This window comes from Mycobacterium sp. ACS4054, from assembly GCF_001667275.1.
GTDB lineage: Bacteria > Actinomycetota > Actinomycetes > Mycobacteriales > Mycobacteriaceae > Mycobacterium.
The window spans coordinates 127,048-148,248 of record NZ_LZHV01000041.1 but is presented as its reverse complement, the minus strand read 5'-3'; the positions used below and the strand labels follow the sequence as shown (position 1 = coordinate 148,248).

At 71.6% G+C, this 21,201-nt stretch carries 8 protein-coding genes; all 8 read left to right on the top strand.

The annotated features are described in order from the left end of the window. Window positions 1-49 precede the first annotated feature (49 nt). From A5730_RS09580 to A5730_RS09545, 8 genes are read left to right on the top strand one after another with little or no spacing between them, the layout of a single operon-like run. On the top strand, window positions 50-3,550 hold the full coding sequence (locus A5730_RS09580; RefSeq protein ID WP_067898782.1) for a non-ribosomal peptide synthetase: 3,501 nt from the start codon (window positions 50-52) through the stop codon (window positions 3,548-3,550). After that, window positions 3,547-4,311 (top strand): thioesterase II family protein, encoded by a 765-nt coding sequence (locus tag A5730_RS09575; RefSeq protein WP_067898779.1) that lies wholly within the window; start codon window positions 3,547-3,549, stop codon window positions 4,309-4,311. The genes A5730_RS09580 and A5730_RS09575 overlap by 4 nt, the downstream gene beginning before the upstream one ends. Continuing rightward, the gene (locus A5730_RS09570) at window positions 4,304-5,614 is read left to right on the top strand and encodes a polyketide synthase (RefSeq protein WP_067898776.1); all 1,311 of its coding nucleotides are present in this window, start codon (window positions 4,304-4,306) and stop codon (window positions 5,612-5,614) included. The genes A5730_RS09575 and A5730_RS09570 overlap by 8 nt, the downstream gene beginning before the upstream one ends. Then, entirely contained in the window at window positions 5,614-8,616 is a 3,003-nt protein-coding gene (gene mbtD, locus A5730_RS09565) for a mycobactin polyketide synthase MbtD (protein ID WP_067898773.1), read from the top strand. Before A5730_RS09570 ends, mbtD begins: the two co-directional genes overlap by 1 nt. Continuing rightward, on the top strand, window positions 8,613-15,182 hold the full coding sequence (locus A5730_RS09560; protein WP_067898770.1) for a non-ribosomal peptide synthetase: 6,570 nt from the start codon (window positions 8,613-8,615) through the stop codon (window positions 15,180-15,182). The genes mbtD and A5730_RS09560 overlap by 4 nt, the downstream gene beginning before the upstream one ends. After that, window positions 15,179-19,582: a non-ribosomal peptide synthetase gene (locus tag A5730_RS09555; protein ID WP_067899578.1), complete on the top strand. Its 4,404-nt coding sequence runs from the start codon at window positions 15,179-15,181 to the stop codon at window positions 19,580-19,582. Before A5730_RS09560 ends, A5730_RS09555 begins: the two co-directional genes overlap by 4 nt. Next, window positions 19,579-20,874: an NADPH-dependent L-lysine N(6)-monooxygenase MbtG gene (mbtG, locus tag A5730_RS09550; RefSeq protein ID WP_067898766.1), complete on the top strand. Its 1,296-nt coding sequence runs from the start codon at window positions 19,579-19,581 to the stop codon at window positions 20,872-20,874. Before A5730_RS09555 ends, mbtG begins: the two co-directional genes overlap by 4 nt. Continuing rightward, window positions 20,852-21,067, top strand: a complete 216-nt coding sequence (locus A5730_RS09545; protein WP_067898763.1) for an MbtH family protein — start codon at window positions 20,852-20,854, stop codon at window positions 21,065-21,067. Before mbtG ends, A5730_RS09545 begins: the two co-directional genes overlap by 23 nt. Window positions 21,068-21,201: the final 134 nt, after the last annotated feature.

The following is a 21,201-nucleotide window of genomic DNA, read 5'->3' as shown; positions in this document are numbered from 1 at the left end:
TAGGGTAACCAAAAACTTAGGGCAGCCTTTGCTAATCCAGGGAGGGTTCGTGGTGCGTGCCTCGGCGCGCTCGGAAGGCATCCGGGCAGAGGTGGCCGAACTGCTCGGCGTCGGCGTCGGCGACGTTCACCCCGGTACCGATCTCATCGCCCAGGGCCTGGATTCCATCCGGATGATGACCCTCGCGGGCCGCTGGCGCCGCCAGGGGATCGCCGTCGATTTCGCCACGCTGGCCGCCACGCCGACGATCGAGGCCTGGTCAGACCTGGTTTGCGCGGATGCGCCGGCCGACTTCGCCGAGCAGCAGGCCCCCGTGCCGGACGCCCCGGAAGAGCCCTTCGGGCTGGCGCCGATGCAGCACGCCATGTGGGTCGGCCGCCAGGACAACCAGCCGCTCGGCGGGGTGGCCGGGCACCTTTACGTCGAATTCGACGGCGGCCCGATCGACCCCGAACGGCTGCGCGCGGCGGCCACGGCGCTGGCCCGGCGCCACCCGATGCTGCGCGTGCAGTTCCTGCCCGACGGCACCCAATCCATCCCGGCGGCCGGTGGCCGATTCCCGGTGGGGGTCGAGGACCTGCGCGGCCTGGACGGCGACAGGGTCGACGAACGGCTGGCCGCCATCCGCGACGCCAAGTCGCATCAGCAGCTCGACGGCGCGGTGTTCGAGCTGGCCCTGACACTGCTGCCGGGCGAACGTTCGCGCCTGCACGTCGATTTGGACATGCAGGCCGCCGACGCGATGAGTTACCGCACCCTGATGGCCGACCTGGCCGCCCTGTACCTGGGTCACCAACTGCCCGCGTTGAGCTACACCTATCCGCAGTATCGCCGCGCCGTGGAGGCGGAGGAGGCCCGGCCGCAACCGGCCCGCGACGCCGCCCGACAGTGGTGGGCGCAGCGCATCCCGCAACTGCCGGACCCGCCGGCCCTGCCCGTCACCGGCGACCGGCGCTCGCGGCGCAGCACCAGGCTCTGGCACTGGCTCGACCCGCAGACCCGGGACGCCCTGTTTTCGCGCGCCCAGGCCCGCGGGGTGACCCCGGCGATGACGTTGGCCGCGTCGTTCGCCAATGCCCTGGCGCGCTGGTCGACCACCTCGCGCTTCCTGTTGAACGTGCCGCTGTTCGGGCGCCAGCCGCTGCACCCCGACGTCGACTCGTTGGTCGGCGACTTCACCTCCTCGCTGCTGCTCGACGTCGACCTCACCGGCACGCGGACCGCCGCAGAGCGGGCGCGGGCCGTGCAGGACGCGATGCGGACCGCCGCCGCTCACTGTGCCTATCCCGGGTTGTCGGTGCTGCGGGACCTCGGCCGCCATCGCGGCGCGCAGGTGCTGGCGCCGGTGGTCTTCACCAGTGCGCTGGGGCTCGGCGACCTGTTCGGCCGCGAGGTCACCGCCCAATTCGGCGCGCCCGCGTGGATCATCTCCCAGGGCCCGCAGGTGTTGCTCGACGCTCAGGTCACCGAGTTCGACGGCGGCGTACTGGTGAATTGGGATGTGCGCGAAGGCATCTTCGCCCCGGGCGTCATCGACGCCATGTTCGGCTACCACATCGACGAACTGGTCCGGCTGGCCTCCGCCGACGACAGCTGGGACGCCCCCGGGCCGTCGCCGCTGCCGGACGCGCAGCGCGCGGTGCGCGACGCGGTCAACGGCCGCACCGCCGAGCCCAGCGGAGAAGCGTTGCACGACGGGTTCTTCCGGCAAGCCGAGCAGCGGCCCGACGCACCGGCAATATTCGCCAGTTCCGGTGACCTCAGCTACGCCCAGCTGCGCGACCAGGCGCGGGCGGTGGCCGCCGCGTTGCGCGCGGCCGGCGTCGGCGCCGGCGACACGGTCGCGGTGATGGGGCCCAAGACGGCCGAGCAGGTGCCCGCGCTGCTGGGCATCCTCAGCATCGGCGCGGTGTACCTGCCCATCGGCGCCGACCAGCCCCGCGACCGCACGGAGCGCATCATCGAAACCGGCGCGGTGCGGGTGGCCCTGGTGTGCGGCGGCCAGCGGCTGTCGCTGCCCGTGCCGGAGCTGACGCTGGCCGACGTGCTGCGCGGCGAGCCGGCCGACATCGACTCGGGCAGAATCGATCCCGGCGAGCTGGCCTACGTGTTATTCACATCCGGCTCGACCGGCGAGCCCAAGGGCGTCGAGGTGACGCACGACGCCGCGATGAACACCGTGGAGTTCATCGCCCGGCACTTCGAGATCGGCCCCGCGGATCGATGCCTGGCCCTGTCCACCCTCGAAGGCGACATCTCGGTGATGGACATCTTCGTGACTCTGCGGACGGGCGGGTCGATCGTGGTGGTCGACGAGGCGCAGCGCCGCGACCCCGACGCCTGGGCCCGGCTGATCGACGCCCACCGGGTCACCGTGCTGCACTTCATGCCGGGCTGGCTGGAAATGCTGATCGAGGTCGGCCGCGGACGGCTGTCGTCGGTGCGGGTGGTCCCGACCGGCGGGGACTGGGTCCGCCCCGAGCTGGCGCGCCGGCTGCGGGCCGAGGCGCCCGACGTTCGCTTCGCCGGCCTGGGCGGCGCAACCGAAACGCCGGTTCACAACACGATTTTCGAGGTCGCCGACCCGATCGCGCTGCCGGCCGACTGGACCGCCCTGCCCTACGGCGTGCCGCTGGACAACAACGCCTGCCGCGTGGTCAACGACGCGGGCGACGACTGCCCCGACTGGGTCGCCGGCGAGCTTTGGGTGTCCGGTCGGGGCATCGCGCGGGGCTACCGCGGTCGCCCTGACCTCACCGCGGAGCGCTTCGTCGAGCACGCGGGACGAACGTGGTACCGCACCGGCGATTTGGCCAGGTATTGGCCCGACGGCACCCTCGAGTTCGTCGGACGCGCGGACCACCGGGTCAAGATCAGCGGATATCGCGTCGAGCTCGGCGAGATCGAGGCCGCGATGCGGCGGCTGCCGGGGGTGGCGATTGCGGTGGCCGCCCTGGTCCCCGGATCCGGCGGGTCGGAGGTCCTGGCGGCCGCCGTCTGCCCGGAGAGCTCCGGCGCTGCGGCGCCGACCGCCGAGCTTCTCAGCGCGTCGATGGCCGAACTCGTTCCGGCGCACATGATTCCGCGACACTTCGCGCTGCTGGAGCGCATCCCGTTCACCAGCGCCGGAAAGATCGACCGTCGCGCCGTCGCCCGCGAGCTGGGCGCCGCGGTTTCGCTGTCCGAGCGGCCCGGCTTCCGGGCCCCGTCGACGCCGCTGGAATCGGCCCTCGCCGCGCTCCTCGGCGATCTGCTCGGCGCGGATCAAGTCGGGCGCGACAACGACTTCTTCGCCCTGGGCGGGGATTCGGTGCTGGCCACCCAGGCCGTCGGCCGGATCCGGACCTGGCTGGACACCCCGCACATCATGGTCGCCGACATCTTCGCCAGCAGAACCGTTGCGGCCCTTGCCGAATTGCTCACCGGGCGCGAGCGGGACGCGGCACGGCTGGATCAGGTGGCCGAGCTGTACCTGGAAGTCATCCACATGGACGCCGAGACGGTGCTGTCGGCGGCGCATCAGACCGGGAAACCCGGGACCGCGCAATGACATCCGAACCGCTGCTGAGCAGGCCGGCCGAATTCGCGCCGTGGATCAAGCGTGCCCCCGCCCCGAACGCGAGCCGGCGCGCCGGCGCCACCGTCGTGTTTCCGCACGCGGGAGCCGCCGCGGCGGGTTACCGCGCGCTGGCGACCGCCCTGGCCGCGGGCGGGGACACCTACATCGTGCAGTACCCGCAGCGCGCGGACCGGCTGAGTCACCCCGCCCCCGACACCGTGCACGACCTGGCGCAGGGCCTGTTCGACGCGGGTCCGTGGGCGCGCGTCGCGCCGCTGAGGCTCTTCGGGCACAGCATGGGGGCCGTCGTGGCGTTCGAGTTCGCCCGGATCGCCGAATCCCACGACATCCCCGTGCAGCGACTGTGGGTGTCGGCCGGCCCGGCGCCGTCGGCGGTCGCCGCGATGCCGGCGTTGCCGACCACCGACGACGGATTGCTGGCCGACATCGCCGATCTCGGCGGCACCGATCCCGACCTACTCGCCGACGAAGAGTTCGCCGAGCTGCTGACCACCGCGGTGCGTGCCGACTACCAGGCGGTCAACCGCTACGAGTGCGCCCCCGGCGTGCGCATTAGCGCCGACATCCGCGTGCTGGGCGCGCGCGACGACCACCGCGTCGATCCGGAAGCGTTGCGGCTGTGGGAGAACCACACGGCGGGCGCCTTCGAGCTGTTCCTGTACGACGGCGGACACTTCTATCTCGACGAGCACCTGGATGCCGTCGCGGAACGGGTGAACGCCGATGTCTGAGCGGCCCCATGACGCCGACCCGGTGGTGATCGTCGGCATGGCCGTCGAAGCGCCCGGCGGCATCGACACCGCCGACAAGTACTGGGAGCTGTTGTCGCAGGGCCGAGAGGCGCTCGGCCCGTTCCCCACCGACCGCGGTTGGCAGGTCCGCGAGCTGCTCGCCGGGTCGCGACGCAGCGGCTTCAAGGAGATCCATGACCGCGGTGGATTTCTCTCGGGCGCAACGACATTCGATCCCGAGTTCTTCGGCATCTCGCCGCGCGAGGCCGTCGCCATGGACCCCCAGCAGCGCGTCGTGCTTCGGGTGTCCTGGCGCGCGCTGGAAAACAGCGGCATCAACCCCGACGACCTGGCCGGGCACGACGCGGGCTGCTTCGTCGGCGCCTCGGCCACCGGGTACGGGCCGCAGATGGCCGGCTTCTCCGAGCACAGCGGCCACCTGCTCGCCGGCACCGCGCTGAGCGTGATCTCCGGTCGGGTCGCCTACACGCTGGGCCTGGCCGGACCGGCGCTGACGGTGGACTCGTCGTGCGCGTCCGCGTTGGCCGCATTCCACGTCGCCGTGCGGTCGGTGCAGAACGGCGACTGCGACCTCGCGTTGGCCGGCGGCGTCAACGTGCTCGGCTCGCCGGGATTCTTCGTCGAGTTCTCCAAGCAACACGCCCTCTCCGACGACGGCCACTGCCGCCCTTACAGCGCCCAGGCCAGTGGCACGGTGTGGGCCGAGGGGGCGGCGATGTTTGTGCTGCAACGCAAATCGTCCGCGCTGCGCGCCGGCCGGCAGGTCGTCGCCGAGGTCCGCGCCACCGCCGTCAACCAGGACGGCCGCAGCGCCGGGCTCAGCGCCCCCAGCGGTGACGCGCAGGTCCGCCTGTTCCGGCGTGCGATGGCGCAGGCCGGGATTCGGCCCGAAGACGTCGGCATGCTCGAGGGCCACGGCACGGGTACCCGCCTCGGCGACCGCACGGAACTGGGCTCGCTGGCGCAAACGTACGGCGAAACGGCGCCCGGCGGCGGCGCGCTGCTGGGCTCGGTGAAATCCAACGTAGGGCACGCCTTGGCCGCCAGCGGGGCGCTCGGGCTGGCCAAGGTGCTGGTCTCCGCGGAGCACGGGGCGATCCCGCCGACCCTGCACGCCGCGGACCCGAGCCCCGAAATCGACTGGGAGAGCCAGGGTCTGCGCCTGGCGAAGAACCTGACCCCGTGGCCCGCGGTCGGTGGGCAGCGGATCGCGGCGACGTCGGCATTCGGCATCGCAGGTACCAACGCCCACGTGATCGTCAACCTGCCCGAGGTCGCGTGATGCTGACCTCCCCCCTGCCCGACACTCGCGTGCCCGTGCTGCTGTCCGCGCACGCCGAGGAGCTGATCGGTCGGGACGCCCGGGCGATCCTGGACCATCTGGACTCCGCTGGTGCCGATGCGGATGTCGCGGCGGTGGCGTCCAGCCTGCTGCGGCTGCGGCGGGTGCGACGGCACCGCGCGGTGGTCCGGGCGGCCGACCGCGCCGAGCTCGTCGCCGGACTGGCCGCGCTGGCCCGCGGTGCCCAACACCCGCTGGTCACCCGCTCGTCGATCGGCGTCGCGCCGGTAATCGCCTTCGTGTTTCCCGGCCAGGGCAACCAATGGCAATCGATGGGCGCCGAAGCCTACCAACGGCTTCCGGCATACCGGGCGGAGGCGGACCGATGTGCCCGGGCGTTTCTGGCCGCCGGGTTGCCGTCACCGTTGCCCTACCTGACCGGGCAAGTCGACCGGGACTGGTCGCGCACCGAAATCCAGGGGGCGCAGTTCACCCACGCCGTCAGCCTGGCCCACGAGTGGCGATTCCACGGCGTGCTCCCGGCAATCACCGTGGGGCACAGCCTCGGCGAGGTCGCGGCGGCCTACGTCGCCGGAACGATATCGCTGTCGGACGCGGTCGCGCTGGTCGGGGCCCGCGCCACCATCGTCGACCGCTTGACCGGTCACTACGCCATGGCGGTGCTGGGCGCGGGCGTCGACGAGGCGGAGTCGTTGATCGGCGAAACGGTTGGCTGGTTGGAAGTCTCGGCGGTCAACGGGCCCTCGTCGACGGTGGTGTCCGGTGACCACGACGCGGTGGCCGCCGCGGTGCGGCGGGCCCAGCAACGCGGCGTGTTCACCCACCAACTGGCCGTGGACTATCCCGGGCACACCAGCGTCCTGCGGCCCTTGCGTCGGCAGCTCGCGGAGCTGACTCCCCGCTCGGCGTTCGGAGACAGTCCGGTGCGATTCGTCGGCTCGACCTTCGGCGCGGAGGTCGGCAGCGACCGCGATTTTGCCGAATATTGGTATGAAAACCTTTGCAACACTGTGCGTTTCGATCGCGCGGTGGCGGCGGCGCAAGGACTGGGCGCCACCACCTTCGTCGAGCTGTCCGCGCATCCCGCGCTGCTGTATCCGCTCGCCGACCTCATTGACGAGCGGACGGCCGTGGCCGTCGGCTCGGGACACCGCGACTCGGCCATCACCGACACGCTCGCGGCCAACATCGCGGCCGTCGCAACCGCCGATCCCGGTTGCCAGTGGGCCAACACGATTCCGGGCGGCGTCCGCTCGCCGCTGCGCGGGTTCCCCAACGCGCCCATGCGGTCGATACACCTCTGGGCGGCGCCCGAACCGGCGATCGAGACCGCGCCGGCCTCGGAGCTCACGGTCGCCGTCGAGCATTGGCGGCGGGCGGCATCGGCGCCGTCGGGGGGCGCCGACATCGGCTTCCACGGCACGACCGGCACGTTGGCCCAACGGCTGATCGACGCCGTTGAGGCGCGCGGCAACTGCCGGGTGGTGTCACCGAACGACGCCGAGATCCTGGTCGTGGCAGCCCCGGCGCTCGACGAGCCGGACGCCGCCGCGGCGATCGAGCAGATCGCGCGCCGGCCGGACGCGGGACTAGCCGACTACCGCGCGCTGATCGGCCCTCGGTGCCGGGTGGTGTGGCTGCTCACCGCCGGCGCCGAAACCGTCGAACGGCATGACCCCACGGCGCTTCCCGGGCAGGCGGCGTTGGCCGCCATGCATCGCAGCGTCGGCTTCGAGTTCGCCGATCAGGCCTTCGGGCATCTCGACCTGCCCGGGCGAGACGTCGACGATCCGACGGCGCGCGCGGCGGTCGAGGTGTTGCTCGGCGAGGCGGCCGAGGTGGCGTTGCGGGGCAATGGCTCGCCGCGACGCTACCTACGAACCTTGCGGGAGTGCCCCGACTCGGGGACCGCGGGGCCCCTCGACGCGGCCGCGCTGGACGACGTGGTGATCACCGGCGGCAGCGGGGCGATCGGCCTGCAGTACGCCCGATACTGCATCGAACGCGGGGCGCGCACGGTGACGCTGTTGAGCCGCAACGGCATCGACGAGCCCACGCTGCGCCGGCTCGCCCAGGGCCACGACGTCGACCTGCGCGCCCCGCGGTGCGACATCACCGACCTGGCCGCGCTGGCCGACGCGGCCGCAGGGCACCCCGGGCCCGGCGCGTCTCTGGTGATCCATACCGCCGGCATCGCCGAGGCCCGCACGCGCGCCGAACTCACCGGCGCCGACGTCGCCGCGGTCTGCGCCGCGAAGGTGAGCGGCCTGGCCGCGCTGGCGCAGATGTGGCCGCTGCGGCCGGATTGCCGAATCCTGGCCTGCTCGTCGGTGTTCGGGGTATGGGGTGGCCGCGCGCACGCGGCGTACGCCGCATCCAACCGCATGCTCGATGTGCTGGTCGCTCAGCTGCGCAGCGCGGGCCACGACTGCACGGCGATCCGGTGGGGCCTGTGGCAGGCCGCCGGCGTGGTGACGGGCGACGAGATCACCCGCACCGAACGCTCCGGCCTGATCGCGATGGCGCCCGAGCCGGCGATCGAGGCCGGCCTGCGCCGCTACGACGGCGATCCGCTGATCTTCCGCGCGGACTTCGACCGGCTCGCGGTCTTCTTCGAAAGCCAGGGCATGCCAATGCCGTTCACGACCGCCAAGGCCGCCGCCGCGGACGAGGACGGCGCGGCCAAGCCGCTCGGTGAGGTGGTGCGCGCCGAGCTGGCCGCCACACTGCACCTGGGGGAGTCGGTCATGATCGACCCGAGCGCACCGCTCATCGACCTTGGCGTGGACTCGTTGCTCGCGCTCGACCTGCGCAAGCGGCTGCGCCGGACGGTCGGAAGGTCGGTCCCGGTGGCGCGCATGCTCGGCGGCATCACCCTCGACGAACTGATCGACGCCTTGCGCGTCGACCCAGGTGACGGGCCGCGACCGGACACGCCCCTCGACACCCCCGAACCGAGAAAGGTTGGACTCCCCGCGTGACGGACACCACCCGAGCCGGCGCCCATCTCGACGACGAGCGCCTGGAACTGTTGCGCCGCAAGATCGCCGAACGCGGACTGGCCAGACCGGCCGCCGAGGCGGCCGTGGCGACCAAAGACGAACCGCGCATGTCGGTCGGCCAGCACCGGATGTGGTTCGTGCAGTCTGTGGACCCCGACAGCGCGCTGCTCAACGTCTGTGTGTCCTACCGGGTCACCGGCGCGGTCGACCTTCAACGATTGCGGCGCGCGGTCGACGCCGTGGCCGCGCGGCACCAGGTGCTGCACACCACGTATGCCACCGGCGCGGACGGTGACCCGTATCCGGTTGTCCGCGAGGAGTTGCAGCCCGAGTGGGCCGAACACGATCTGTCGGAGTTGACGGAGCAGGCCCGTCGGTTGCGGCTGGACGTGCTGGCGCAACGGGATTTCCGCCGCCCCTTCGACCTCGCCGAGGATTCCCCACTGCGCGTCACGGCGGCGCGCTTGTCGGGCGACGAGCTGATGCTGTTGATCACGGCTCACCACATCGCCTGGGACGACGCCTCGTGGACGCCGTTTTTCACCGACCTCACTCGCGCATACACCGACGACCTCGGCGGTGTCCCCGCCTTAACCGCACCCGGGCCGGACGAAGCGGCCGATCCCGCCGCGGACTTCGAATACTGGCGGCCCCTGATGGCGAATCTGCCCGAGCCGCTTGAGCTTCCGGGGACCAACGGGTCGGTGGTGCCAAGCACCTGGCGTGCCCAGCGCGCCACCACGCGGTTGTCGGCGGCGACCGTCGACAAGGCCGCGGCGCTGGCGCGCGAGACCGGCGCCACCCCGTACATGGTGCTGATGGCTGGCTTCGCCGCGCTGGTGCACCGCTACACCCAGTCAACGGACTTCCTGGTCGCCGCCCCCGTGCTCAACCGCGGCGTCGAAAGCGATTCCGCCATCGGCTACTACGGAAACACGGTGGTGATCCGGCTGCGGCCGCAGCCCCACCAAACATTCCGGGAGCTGCTGGCCCAAACCCGCGACAGCGCGGTGGGCGCCTTCGCCCACTCGCGCGCCGACCTGGACTGGCTGGTGCGCGAGTCCAATCCCGATCGCCGCCACGGCGCCGACCGGATGACCCGGGTGAGCTTCGGGCAGCGGGAGCCCGACGGCGCCGGCTTCTGCCCGCCCGGCGTGCGGTGCGAGCGCGGTGAGTTGCGCGGTCAATTCAACCAGCTGCCATTGAGTTTCATGATCGAGCTGGACCGCTCGGCCGGCGGCGGGTCCGTCGAGGCCGAATACCTGGTCGAGGTGTTGGATCAACGGCTGGTGGAGCAGCTGCTCCGGCACTACGGCGTATTGCTGGATAGCGCGCTGACCGACCCCGATGCGGCGCTATCGGCCTGCGCGTTGATGGACGCCGACGACGCCGAGTGGTTGCGCTGGGCCTCGACCGGGGCGGCGTTCGAAACCCCGGCCGCCACCCTGCCCGCGCTGGTCACCCGCCGGGCGGCGCGCTCGCCCGACGCCATCGCCGTCGTCTACGAGGGCCGCGAGTACACCTACCGCGAGATCGACGAAGAGTCGAACCGCCTGGCGCACTGGCTGATCGAGCGGGGTATCGGCACCGAGGACCGCGTGGCGGTACTGCTGGACAAGTCACCCGAATTGGTCATCACTGCGCTGGGCGTGCTCAAGGCCGGCGCGGTCTACCTGCCGGTCGACCCCACCTACCCCGAGGATCGCCTGACCTTCATCCTGGGCGACGCCGACACCAAACTGGTGCTGCGCGAGCCGGTCACCGGGTTGTCGCGGTACCCGGCCACGGCGCCTTCCGAGCTGCTCCGCCCGCTGAGCCCCGACAACACCGCCTACCTGATCTACACCTCCGGTTCGACCGGCCTGCCCAAGGGTGTTCCGGTGCCGCACAAGCCGATCGCCGAGTACTTCGTCTGGTTCGGCGAGGAATACCACGTGGACGAAACCGACCGGCTGCTGCAGGTCGCCTCGCCGAGCTTCGACGTCTCCATGGGCGAGATCTTCGGCACGTTGATCATGGGCGCCAGGCTGGTGATCCCGCGACCCGACGGGCTGCGCGACATCGGCTACCTGACTGACCTGCTGAGCCGCGAAGGCATCACCTCGATGCATTTCGTCCCGTCGCTGCTGGGCCTGTTCCTGTCGCTGCCGGGCGTCAGCCAGTGGCGCACCCTGCGGCGCGTGCCCATCGGCGGCGAGGCCCTGCCGGGCGAGATCGCCGACAAGTTCCACGCCACCTTCGACGCGCTGCTGTACAACTTCTACGGACCGACCGAGACCGTCGTCAACTGCACCAGCTTCCCGGTGGAGGGGGCCCAAGGCACCCGGGTGGTGCCCATCGGACGCCCGAAGATCAACACGCAGGTGTATCTGCTCGACAACGCGCTGCGGCCGGTCCCCGTCGGCGTGATCGGCGAAATCTACATCGGCGGAATGCATGTCGCGCACGGATACCACGGGCGGCCCGCGTTGACGGCCGAGCGGTTCGTCGCCGACCCGTTCACGCCGGGCGCCCGGTTGTACCGCTCCGGCGACCTCGCCCGCCGCAACGCCGACGGTGACATCGAATTCGTCGGGCGCGCAGACGAACAGGTCAAGATCCGCGGCTTCCGCATCGAGCTGGGCGAGGTCGCCGCCGCCATCTCGGTCGACCCGAGCGTCGGGCAAGCCGTCGTGCTGGCCATGGACCTACCCCGGCTGGGCAAGAGCCTGGTCGGATATGTGACGCCCGCCCCGGGCGGTGGCCCGGAAACCGTTGACGTGGAACGCATTCGCGCGCGGGTGGCAGCCGCCCTGCCGGACTACATGACGCCGGCGGCCTACGTGCCGCTCGAGGAGATCCCGATCACGGCGCACGGCAAGATCGACCGCGCCGCACTGCCCCAACCGCAGATCGCGGCCGTCACCGAATACCGCGACCCCACAACCGTTACCGAACGCCGCATCGCCGCACTGTTCTCCACGCTGCTCGGTCACGACCGGGTGGGCGTCGACGACTCGTTCTTCGACTTGGGCGGCCACTCGCTGGTGGCCACCAAGCTCGTGACCGCGATCCGCTCGGAGTGCGGCGTGGAGTTGGGCATCCGGGACGTCTTCGAGCTCGCCACGGTGGGCCTGTTGGCGGAGCGGGTCGATCAGCTGAGTTCCGGGGAGCCCAGGCAGGCGCGGCCCAAGCTGATCGCGACAGCGCACGACCAGCCGATGCCCCTGTCGGCGTCGCAGCTGCGCAGCTGGTTCGCCTATCGCATCGACGGCCCCAGCTGGGTCAACAACATTCCCTTCGCCGCGAAGCTGAGCGGGCCGTGGGACATCGACGCGTTGATCGCCGCCGTCGGCGACGTCGTCGCCCGCCACGAGATCCTGCGCACCTCCTACGTGGAGCTGGACGGCGTGCCCTACCAAGTGGTCGGCCCCGCCGGCGAGGTTCCGGTGCGCCGGGCGACCGGGCCCGACGACACCTGGCTGCGCGAGCAGCTGGACGCCGAGCGCCGGCACTGCTTCGAGCTGGACCGTGAGCTGCCGGTGCGAATCGCGTTGTTGCGCACCGACGCTGACGCCGCGGAGCACGTGCTGTCGCTCGTGATCCATCACATCGCCTCCGACCACTGGTCGGCGGGTGTGCTGTTCGCCGACGTGATGACCGCGTACCGGGCCCGCCGGGCGGGGGAGGCCCCGGCCTGGGCGCCGCTTCGGGTGCAGTACGCCGATTACGCGGCCTGGCAGGGCGCGTTCCTGGGCGACGCGGCCGGTCAGGAGTCCAGCGTCGCCGCGGAGCAGCGGGAGTATTGGAATCGGCAACTGGCCGGTCTGCCGGAGGACACCGGGCTGCGGCCGGACTTCCCGCGCCAGCCCGTCCCCACCGGGGAGGGCGAATCGGTCGACTTCCGCATCGACGCGACCACCCGCGCCAAGCTCGCCGAGTTGTGCCGCGAGTTGGGCATCACCGAATTCATGCTGCTGCAAACGGCGGTCGCCGTGGTGCTGCACAAGGCGGGCGGCGGCCTCGACATCCCGCTGGGGACCCCGGTCGCCGGACGCTCCGAGTCCGAATTGGACCAACTGATCGGGTTTTTCGTCAACATCCTGGTGTTGCGCAACGACCTGACCGGTAACCCGACCCTGCGTGAACTGCTGACCCGCGCCCGCGAGACGGCGCTGGCCGCCTACGCGCATCAGGATCTGCCCTTCGACCGGGTGGTCGACAGCGTCAGCCCGGTGCGCTCGCTGTCGCGCAACCCGCTGTTCCAGGTCGTGGTGCACGTCCGCGACCACCTGCCCGCCACGCGAGTGATCGAGCAGGCCCCCGACGGCGGGCAGGACACCGTGTGCACCTCACTGGACCCCGTGTTCGACATGGCGCACGCGGATCTCAGCGTCAACTTCTTCGGCACCGACGGCGCCGACGGCACCGACACCTCGGCGGGCATCGGCTACAACGGCAACCTGATCTTCCGCACCGAGTTGTACAGCAGGACCACCATCGAGCGCCTGGCCGGCTGGCTGACCCGGGTGGTCACCGAGTTTGCCACCGACGTGGATCAGACGTTGCGGGACGTGCAGCTGATCGGCGCCGAAGACCGGCGCCGCATGCTGCAGGACTGGAGCCGGGGCGAGCTGCCGCCGCACGACCGGCCGCGCACCATCCCGGAATTGCTGCGGCCCAGCCGAAGCCTGGGGCCCGACCGGATCGCGGTGCGATGCGGCGACGAGCGCATCGATTACCCTGCGCTGCACCGCCGTTCGGACAACCTGGCGGCCCTGCTCGTCGGCCGCGGCGTGGGGGCGGGGACGCTGGTCGGGCTCTCCACCCGGCGGAGCATCGACCTCGTGGTGGCGCTGGTCGCCATCATGAAGGCCGGCGGCGGTTACTTCCCCATCGACCCCGGCTACCCGCCGGCGCGCAAGCAGTTCATGCTCGACGACGTCGCACCGCCGGTGGTGCTGGCCACGGCCGAAGCGCTCGACGGCATGCCCGACGTCGCCGGTGTCGCCGTGATCTCGCTGGATGACCCACAGGTGCGGGCCGCGATCGAGAACACCGAAGTCGATTCCCGGGCGGCCGGGCTGCCGCTGCCGCACCCCGATGACCCGATGTACCTGGTCTTCACGTCGGGCTCCACCGGCAAGCCGAAGGGGGCGGTGGGCACGCATCGGTCGATGGCCGCGCGGCTGGACTGGCAGCTGCGGCACTACCCGCCCCGGACCGACGACGTTCGATTGGCCCAGGCGTCGATCACGTTCCTCGAAGGCGGGATGGAGATGCTCGCCGGATTGGCGGCCGGCGCCACCATGATCCTCGCCGACGACGTCGAGCACCGCGACCCGGAAGCCCTCGGGGACTTGATGATCCGGCATTCGGTGGCCCAGGTGACCGCGGTGCCGAGCCTGGTCTCCGCGCTGGTCGACAGCCGCCCCGAGGCGCTGCGAGCGCTATCCCGGCTGGTGTGCGGCGGGGAGCCGGTGAGCGACTCGCTGCTGCGGCGGCTGGCGTCGGTGTGCGCCGGCGCCGACGTCGAGCTGTTGAACAACATCGGTTCGACCGAAACCTCCGGTGCGGTTTCCCGCGGCCGGCTCGCGCCGCCGAATCCGCTCGTCGGCAGACCCGTTCCGGGCGCGGACGCCTACCTGCTCGACGACGGCTTGCGGCCGGTTCCCGTCGGGGTGGTGGGCGAGCTGTATTACGCGGGCGACCAGCTGGCCCGGGGATACTGGCGGCGGGCGGCGCTGACCGCGTCCCGGTTCGTCGCCAATCCGTATGCCCGCCGGCCCGGTTCGCGCCTCTATCGCAGCGGCGACCTGGCCCGGTGGACCGAGGACGGCCTGCTCGAGTTCGTCGGGCGCTCCGACCACCAGGTGCAGGTGCGCGGTTTCCGCGTCGAGCTGGCCGAGGTGGATGCCGCGCTGGCGGGGGCCGACGGCGTCGCCGCCGCGGCGGCGCGCACCTGGGAGGTGCACGGCGGCACCTCGCTGGCGGGATACGTTGTGCCGCAGCGCCCCATCGTCGACGACGGCGAGAAGGCGGTGTTCGCGGCCGAGGTGCGCGCCGCGATCGCCACCACGCTGCCCGGCTACATGATGCCCTCGTCGCTGACCGTGCTCGACGCGCTGCCCAAGACGGAGTCCGGCAAGCTGAACCGGCCCGGGCTGCCGCGGCCGGCGGTCAGCACCGGTGGGCAGGCCGAACCGTCGCGCACCGACACCGAACGGGCGCTGGCCAAGGTGTTCGCCGAGCTGCTCTCGACTCCCGAGGTGGGGCGGTCCGACGACTTCTTCGCCCTCGGCGGCGACAGCATCCTGTCGGTGCAGCTGGCCGCGCGGGCGCGGGCCGCCGGACTGTCGATCAGCCCCCGGATGATCTTCGAGAACCCGACCGTGCGGCAGCTGGCCGCGGCCGTCGACGCCCTGGGCGACAAGGACATTGACGCGGGTTCGTTCGAGGAGACGGTCGACACCCGCTTCGCGCCGATGACCGCATCCGGGCTGTCGGCCGACGATTTGGCGGCCGTGACGCAGCTGTGGTCGTCGTCGCGCGACGGGACGCCATGACGACGACCGAAGATGTCGCGCCCGACATCGAGGACGTGATGGCGCTGAGCCCGCTGCAAGAGGGCTTGTACTCGCTGACCACGCTCGCCGAATTCCGCGATGGGGAGGCCGACGACCCGTACGTGATCGGCATGGCCGCCGACGTTTCCGGCGCGCTCGACGTCGCGTTGTTACGGGATTGCGCGGCAAAGATGTTGGTGCGTCACCCCAACCTGCGGGCCAGCTTCTTCAGCCGGGGCATCGCACGCCCCGTGCAGATCGTGCCGTCGAGGGTCGACCTGCCCTGGCGCACGGTCGCCGCCGCGCCCGAGGATGTGCCGGCGCTCGAGGCCGGCGAACGCCGACGGCCGTTCGACCTGGAACGCGGGCCGGCCCTCCGCTTCCTGCTCATCGAATTGCCCGGTGCGCGATGGCGATTGGTGCTCACCGCCCATCACGTCGTGATCGACGGCTGGTCGTTGCCGGTGTTCGTCAACGAGATGATGACGTTGTATCAGGCGGGCGGCGACGTGGCGGCGCTGTCGGCCGCACCGCGGCCGTACCGCGACTACATCGGCTGGCTGTCGAGCCGGGATCCGCAGGCCAGTCAACAGATCTGGCGTCAGCACCTGGCGGGCCTGCCCGGCCCCACCCTGCTGTCGGCCGCGCTCGGCTCCGGCGAGGGCGGGCGGGCCGGGCTGCCCCGGACCACCGAACTGCGCATGCCCGCCGAGGACACCGCGCGGTTGGTCGAGGAGAGCCGGTCCCGCGGCATCACCGTCAACACCCTGATGCAAATGGCGTGGGCGGTGGTGTTGTCCCGGCTCGCCGACACCGACGACGTGGTTTTCGGGGTCACGGTATCCGGCAGGCCGCCCGAACTGTCCGGCGTGGAGACCATGATCGGCCTCTTCATCAACACCGTCCCCCTGCGGGTGCGGCTCGACCCCGCCGCGAAGGCCGGTGAACAATGCCGGGCGGTGCAGCGCAGCGCCGCGCTGCTGCGCGAACACGGTTACCTCGGGCACGCGCAGTTGCGGGCGCTGGGCGGGGTCGGCGAGATGTTCGACACCCTGCTGGTCTACGAGAACTTCCCGCTGGACGGGCTGACGGCCGGTACCGAATTGACCGCCGCCGGTGCGACTTTCCGGCCGTCGGCGCTGCAGACGTTGTCGCACTTCCCGATCACCATTGCCGCCCACATGGAAACCGGCGAACTGGTGGTGCTCATCGAGGTCATCGAGGGTGCGCTGGGCGCCACCCCCGCGGCCGCCTTCGGGCGGCGGGTCCTGACCACGGCCGAGCGCCTGCTGCGCGGCTGGGAGCGCCCGCTGCGCGACGTCAGCGTGCTCTTCGACGACGAGGTCGTCCCGCGGCGCGCGGCCGGAGCGCTCCCGGCCCCGCCCGTCGGGATCCATGCCCGATTCGCCGAAGTCGCCCGCAGGACCCCGGACCGCCCGGCCGTCAGCTGGGCCGGCGGCACGCTGAGCTACCGCGAGCTGGATGCCCGCACCGACGGGCTGGCCGCCCGGCTCGCCCGACACGGTGTGCGGCCCGAAACCCCGGTGGGCATTCGGCTTCCCCGCGGCCCGCAGTACGTCGCCGCGATGCTCGCCGTGCTCAAGGCCGGCGGCGCGTGCGTCCCGATGGAACCCGCGACGCCGCCGCAACGGGTGGACTCCATCCTGCGGCAGACCGGCGCGTCGATCGTGATCGACGACGACTGGCTGGCGACCGGCGAACCCGCCGACGGCGACTTCCGCCCGGCCGGCGTGGCACCCGGGCAGGCGGCGTACGTCGTCTTCACGTCGGGGACGACGGGAGAACCCAAGGGCGTCATCGGAACTCACGCGGCGGTGGGCGCCTACGCCGACGACCACCTGGCCGCCGTGCTGCGACCGGCGGCCGCCCGGCTGGGCCGGCCACTGCGTGTCGCGCACGCATGGTCGTTCGCGTTCGACGCCGCCTGGCAGCCGCTGGTCGCGCTGCTCGACGGCCACGCTGTGCACATCGTGGACGAACACACCCAGACCGACGCCGAGGCGCTGGTCGCGACGATCGCCGAGCACGGCATCGACATGATCGACACCACCCCGTCGATGTTTGCTCAACTCGCCGCGTGCGGTTTGCTCAGCACCGTTCCGCTCGCCGTGCTGGCGCTGGGTGGGGAAGCGCTCGGTAAACCGGCGTGGGAGCTGATCCGCGCCGAGTGCGCCCGCACACCGATGACGGCCTACAACTGCTACGGGCCCACCGAAACCACCGTCGAGGCCATCGTCGCCGCGATCCCGCAGCACGACGAGCCGTCGATCGGGCGGCCGACCCAGCACACCCGCGGTTACGTGCTGGACTCCGCGCTGCGTCTGGTGCCGTTCGGGGCCATCGGCGAGCTGTATCTGGCCGGCGCCCAGCTGGCCCGCGGGTACCTCGGCCGCCCGGCCGAAACCAGCCACCGCTTCGTCGCCGACCCGTTTTCACCCGGCGAACGGATGTACCGCACAGGCGATTTGGTGCGACGTGCGCCGGACGGCTCGTTGCAGTACGTGGGCCGCGCGGACGCCCAGGTGAAGATCCGCGGCTACCGCGTCGAGCCGGGCGAGATCGCGGCCGCGCTGGAATCGCACCCCGCCGTGCGGCGCGCGGGCGTGCTGGTCCGCCGCCTGCCGGCTGGTGCGCGGCTGACCGCCTACGTGGTCGCGTCCGATGCCGCGCCGCGCCCGCCGTCGGCGGGCGAGCTGCGCGGCATGCTGGCATCGCGGTTGCCGCGCTACATGATTCCGCAGCGCATCGTCGCGGTCGACGAAATCCCGCTGACCGTCAACGGCAAGCTGGACGAGGCCGCGCTGAGCGCGTTCGAGGTCGCCGAGGCGGATACCGGCGAGGCCGAACCCGAAACTCCCACCGAGGCCGCGCTGGCCGAACTGCTGTCCGAGCTGCTTGGTCAGCCGCGGGTCGACGTGGCCGCCGACTTCCTGCAGCTGGGCCTGGACAGCATCGTGGCGCTGTCGGTGGTGCAGGCGGCCCGGGCGCGGGGGATCGCCCTGCGCGCCCGGCTCATCCTCGAGTGCGCCAACATCCGGGAGCTGGCGGAGGCCATCGATGCCGAAACCCTGATCGCCACAAGCGATGTCGAGCGCAGAGCCGAGCCCATGCCGGTGCTGGCCAACGGCCGTTGGCTCTACGAACACGGCGAGCCGCGCCGGCTGGCGCAGACCGAGGCCATCCGGCTGCCCGCCGACGTCAGCCGCGAGCAACTCGACACCGCGCTCGCCGGCATCGTGGCCGGGCACGAGGTGCTGCGCACGCGACTGGACCGCGCCGCGATGAACCTGGTTCCGGCACAGCCCGCCGAAATCCTCACCGAGGTGGCCGTGACGGGCGACCTGCCCGCGGCGGTGCCCGAACACGTCGCGCGGGCCGTGGACCGCCTCGACCCGCAGCGCGGAGCGCTGCTGGCCGCGACGTGGCTACGGCCGCCGACCGGGCGAAGCGTCCTGTTGCTGACCGCCCACGTGCTCGCGATGGATCCGGCGTCGTGGCGGGTGGTCCTCGGCGAATTGGACGCCGCCTTAACCGCTTTGGCCGCCGGCCGCTCGCCGGCACCGATCCGCGAGCACACCAGCTACCGGCGCTGGGCCGGTGCGCTCGTCGAGCGGGCCCGCGCGCTGGACACGGTGCAGTTCTGGGCCGCCCAGTCCGACGGCGACGACCCGGACCACGACGCGCGGCGGGTCGATCCGGCCCGCGACCGCGCCCGCGATCTGAACGTCCGCATGATCGCCACCGATGCCGACATCACCCGCCGGCTGCTGGACTCCGGGCTGCCGTTGCCGCACCTGCTGATCGCCGCCACCGCGGCGACGGTGACGCGGTGGCGGCGCTCCCGCAACCAGGCCACGCCGCCGCCCCTGCTGGCACTCGAAACACACGGGCGCGCAGACGCTCTCGTCGACGGGTCGGCCGCGCAAGGCATCGACACCGGTGACACGGTCGGGCTGCTGAGTTCCATCTACCCGATGCGGGTGCGGGCGGCCGACCCGCGCGCTGTGGGCGAACAGCTGGCGGCCATCCCGGGTGACGGGCTGGACTACGGGTTGCTGCGCTACCTGCGCGCCGACACCGCCGAACGCCTCGCCCCGTTGCCGGCGCCGCAACTGCTGCTCAACTACCTCGGCGCCGCCCACACCGGCGGCGGCGCCGCGCTGACGCTGGAACGTGAGCTGCTCGCCGGGGTGTCGCCGCAACCGGAACCGGAGCTGGCGGTGCGCCACGAGCTCACCATCGTGGCCGCCATGCTGACGTTCGACGGCCAGCGGGTGCTGGCCGCGCAGTGGCGCGCGCTGCCCGACATCCTCGGCGAGGCCGATCTGGCCGAGCTGCAACACCTTTGGATCGAATCGCTGCGGGAGATGGTGACATGAGCACACTTGCGGTCCTCGGCGCGGGCGCCAAGGCGGTGGCCGTCGCCGCCAAGGCGTCGGTGCTGCGCGACATGGGCGTCGACGCCCCCGACGTGATCGCGGTCGAACGCATCGGCGTCGCGGCCAATTGGCAGGCCAGCGGCGGTTGGACCGACGGGGCGCACCGGCTGGGCACCAGCCCGGAGAAGGACGTGGGATTCCCCTACCGCTCGGCGCTGGTGCCGCGCCGCAACGCCGAACTCGACGAACGGATGACCCGCTACAGCTGGCAGTCCTACCTGATCGCCACGGCGTCGTTCGCCGAATGGATCGACCGCGGCCGGCCGGCGCCCACCCATCGCAAATGGAGCCAGTACCTGGGTTGGGTGGCCGACCAGGTGGGCCTCAACGTGGTGCGCGGCGAGGTGGAGCGGCTGGCCGTCAACGGCGAGAAGTGGGCGCTGCACACCCACGAGACCACCGTGCAGGCCGACGCCCTGATGATCACCGGGCCCGGCCAGGCCGAGAAGTCGCTGCTCCCCGGCAATCCGCGCATGCTGTCGATCGCCCAGTTCTGGGACCGCGCCGCGGGTCACGACCGGATCACCGCCGAGCGGGTGGCCGTCATCGGCGGCGGTGAGACGGCGGCGTCGATGCTCAATGAGCTGTTCCGGCACCGGGTTTCGACCATCACCGTCATTTCGCCGCAGGTGACGCTGTTCACCCGGGGGGAGAGCTTCTTCGAGAACTCGCTGTTCTCCGACCCCACCGACTGGACCGCCCTGACGCTGGCCGAACGCCGCGACGCGCTCGCCCGCACCGACCGCGGCGTGTTCTCGGCCAACGTGCAGGAAGCCCTGCTGGCCGACGACCGCATCCGGCACCTGCGGGGCCGGGTGGCCCACGCCGTGGGCCGCGACGGACAGATCCGGCTCACCCTGTCCACCAACCGCGGCAGCGAGAACCTCGAGACGGTGCACGGTTTCGACCTGGTCATCGACGGCTCGGGCGCCGACGCGCTGTGGTTCACGTCGTTGTTCGGCCAGGACGTGCTCGACCTGCTGGAGCTCGGGCTGGGCGGCCCGCTGACGGCCGATAGCCTGCAGGAAGCGATCGGCTACGACCTGGCGGTCAGCGACGTCACGCCCAAGCTGTTCCTGCCCAACCTGTCCGGGCTGACGCAGGGGCCGGGGTTTCCGAACCTCAGCTGCTTGGGATTGCTGTCTGACCGGGTACTAGGAACCACTGGGGGCTTAATGGGGGCGCCCAAGCACACGACAAGGAGACGCGATGAGCATCAACCCCTTCGATGACGAGAACGGCACCTTCTTCGTCCTCGTCAACGACGAGGATCAGCACAGCCTGTGGCCGAGCTTCGCCGACAAGCCGGCGGGGTGGCGGGTGGTCCACGGCGAGGCGAGCCGCGACGAATGCCTGGAGTACATCGAGAAGAACTGGACCGACATCCGGCCCAAGAGCCTGCAGGAATCGATCGAGCGCCGCTGACGCGGCGTAGCCGTAGCGCCGCCGTAACGTGACCGGCCCGAGACACAATCGCCGGCGACACCGTGCACACTTACACCAACTACACCGTGGTCACGCGGAACCGTGTGGGGGACAACGTCACTGACTTTCCATCA

Coding starts and splice junctions, on each gene's coding strand:
- mbtG (WP_067898766.1), top strand. CDS start 19,579: ATGAGCACACTTGCGGTCCTCGGCGCGGGCGCCAAGGCGGTGGCCGTC.
- A5730_RS09555 (WP_067899578.1), top strand. CDS start 15,179: ATGACGACGACCGAAGATGTCGCGCCCGACATCGAGGACGTGATGGCG.
- mbtD (WP_067898773.1), top strand. CDS start 5,614: ATGCTGACCTCCCCCCTGCCCGACACTCGCGTGCCCGTGCTGCTGTCC.
- A5730_RS09575 (WP_067898779.1), top strand. CDS start 3,547: ATGACATCCGAACCGCTGCTGAGCAGGCCGGCCGAATTCGCGCCGTGG.
- A5730_RS09545 (WP_067898763.1), top strand. CDS start 20,852: ATGAGCATCAACCCCTTCGATGACGAGAACGGCACCTTCTTCGTCCTC.
- A5730_RS09570 (WP_067898776.1), top strand. CDS start 4,304: ATGTCTGAGCGGCCCCATGACGCCGACCCGGTGGTGATCGTCGGCATG.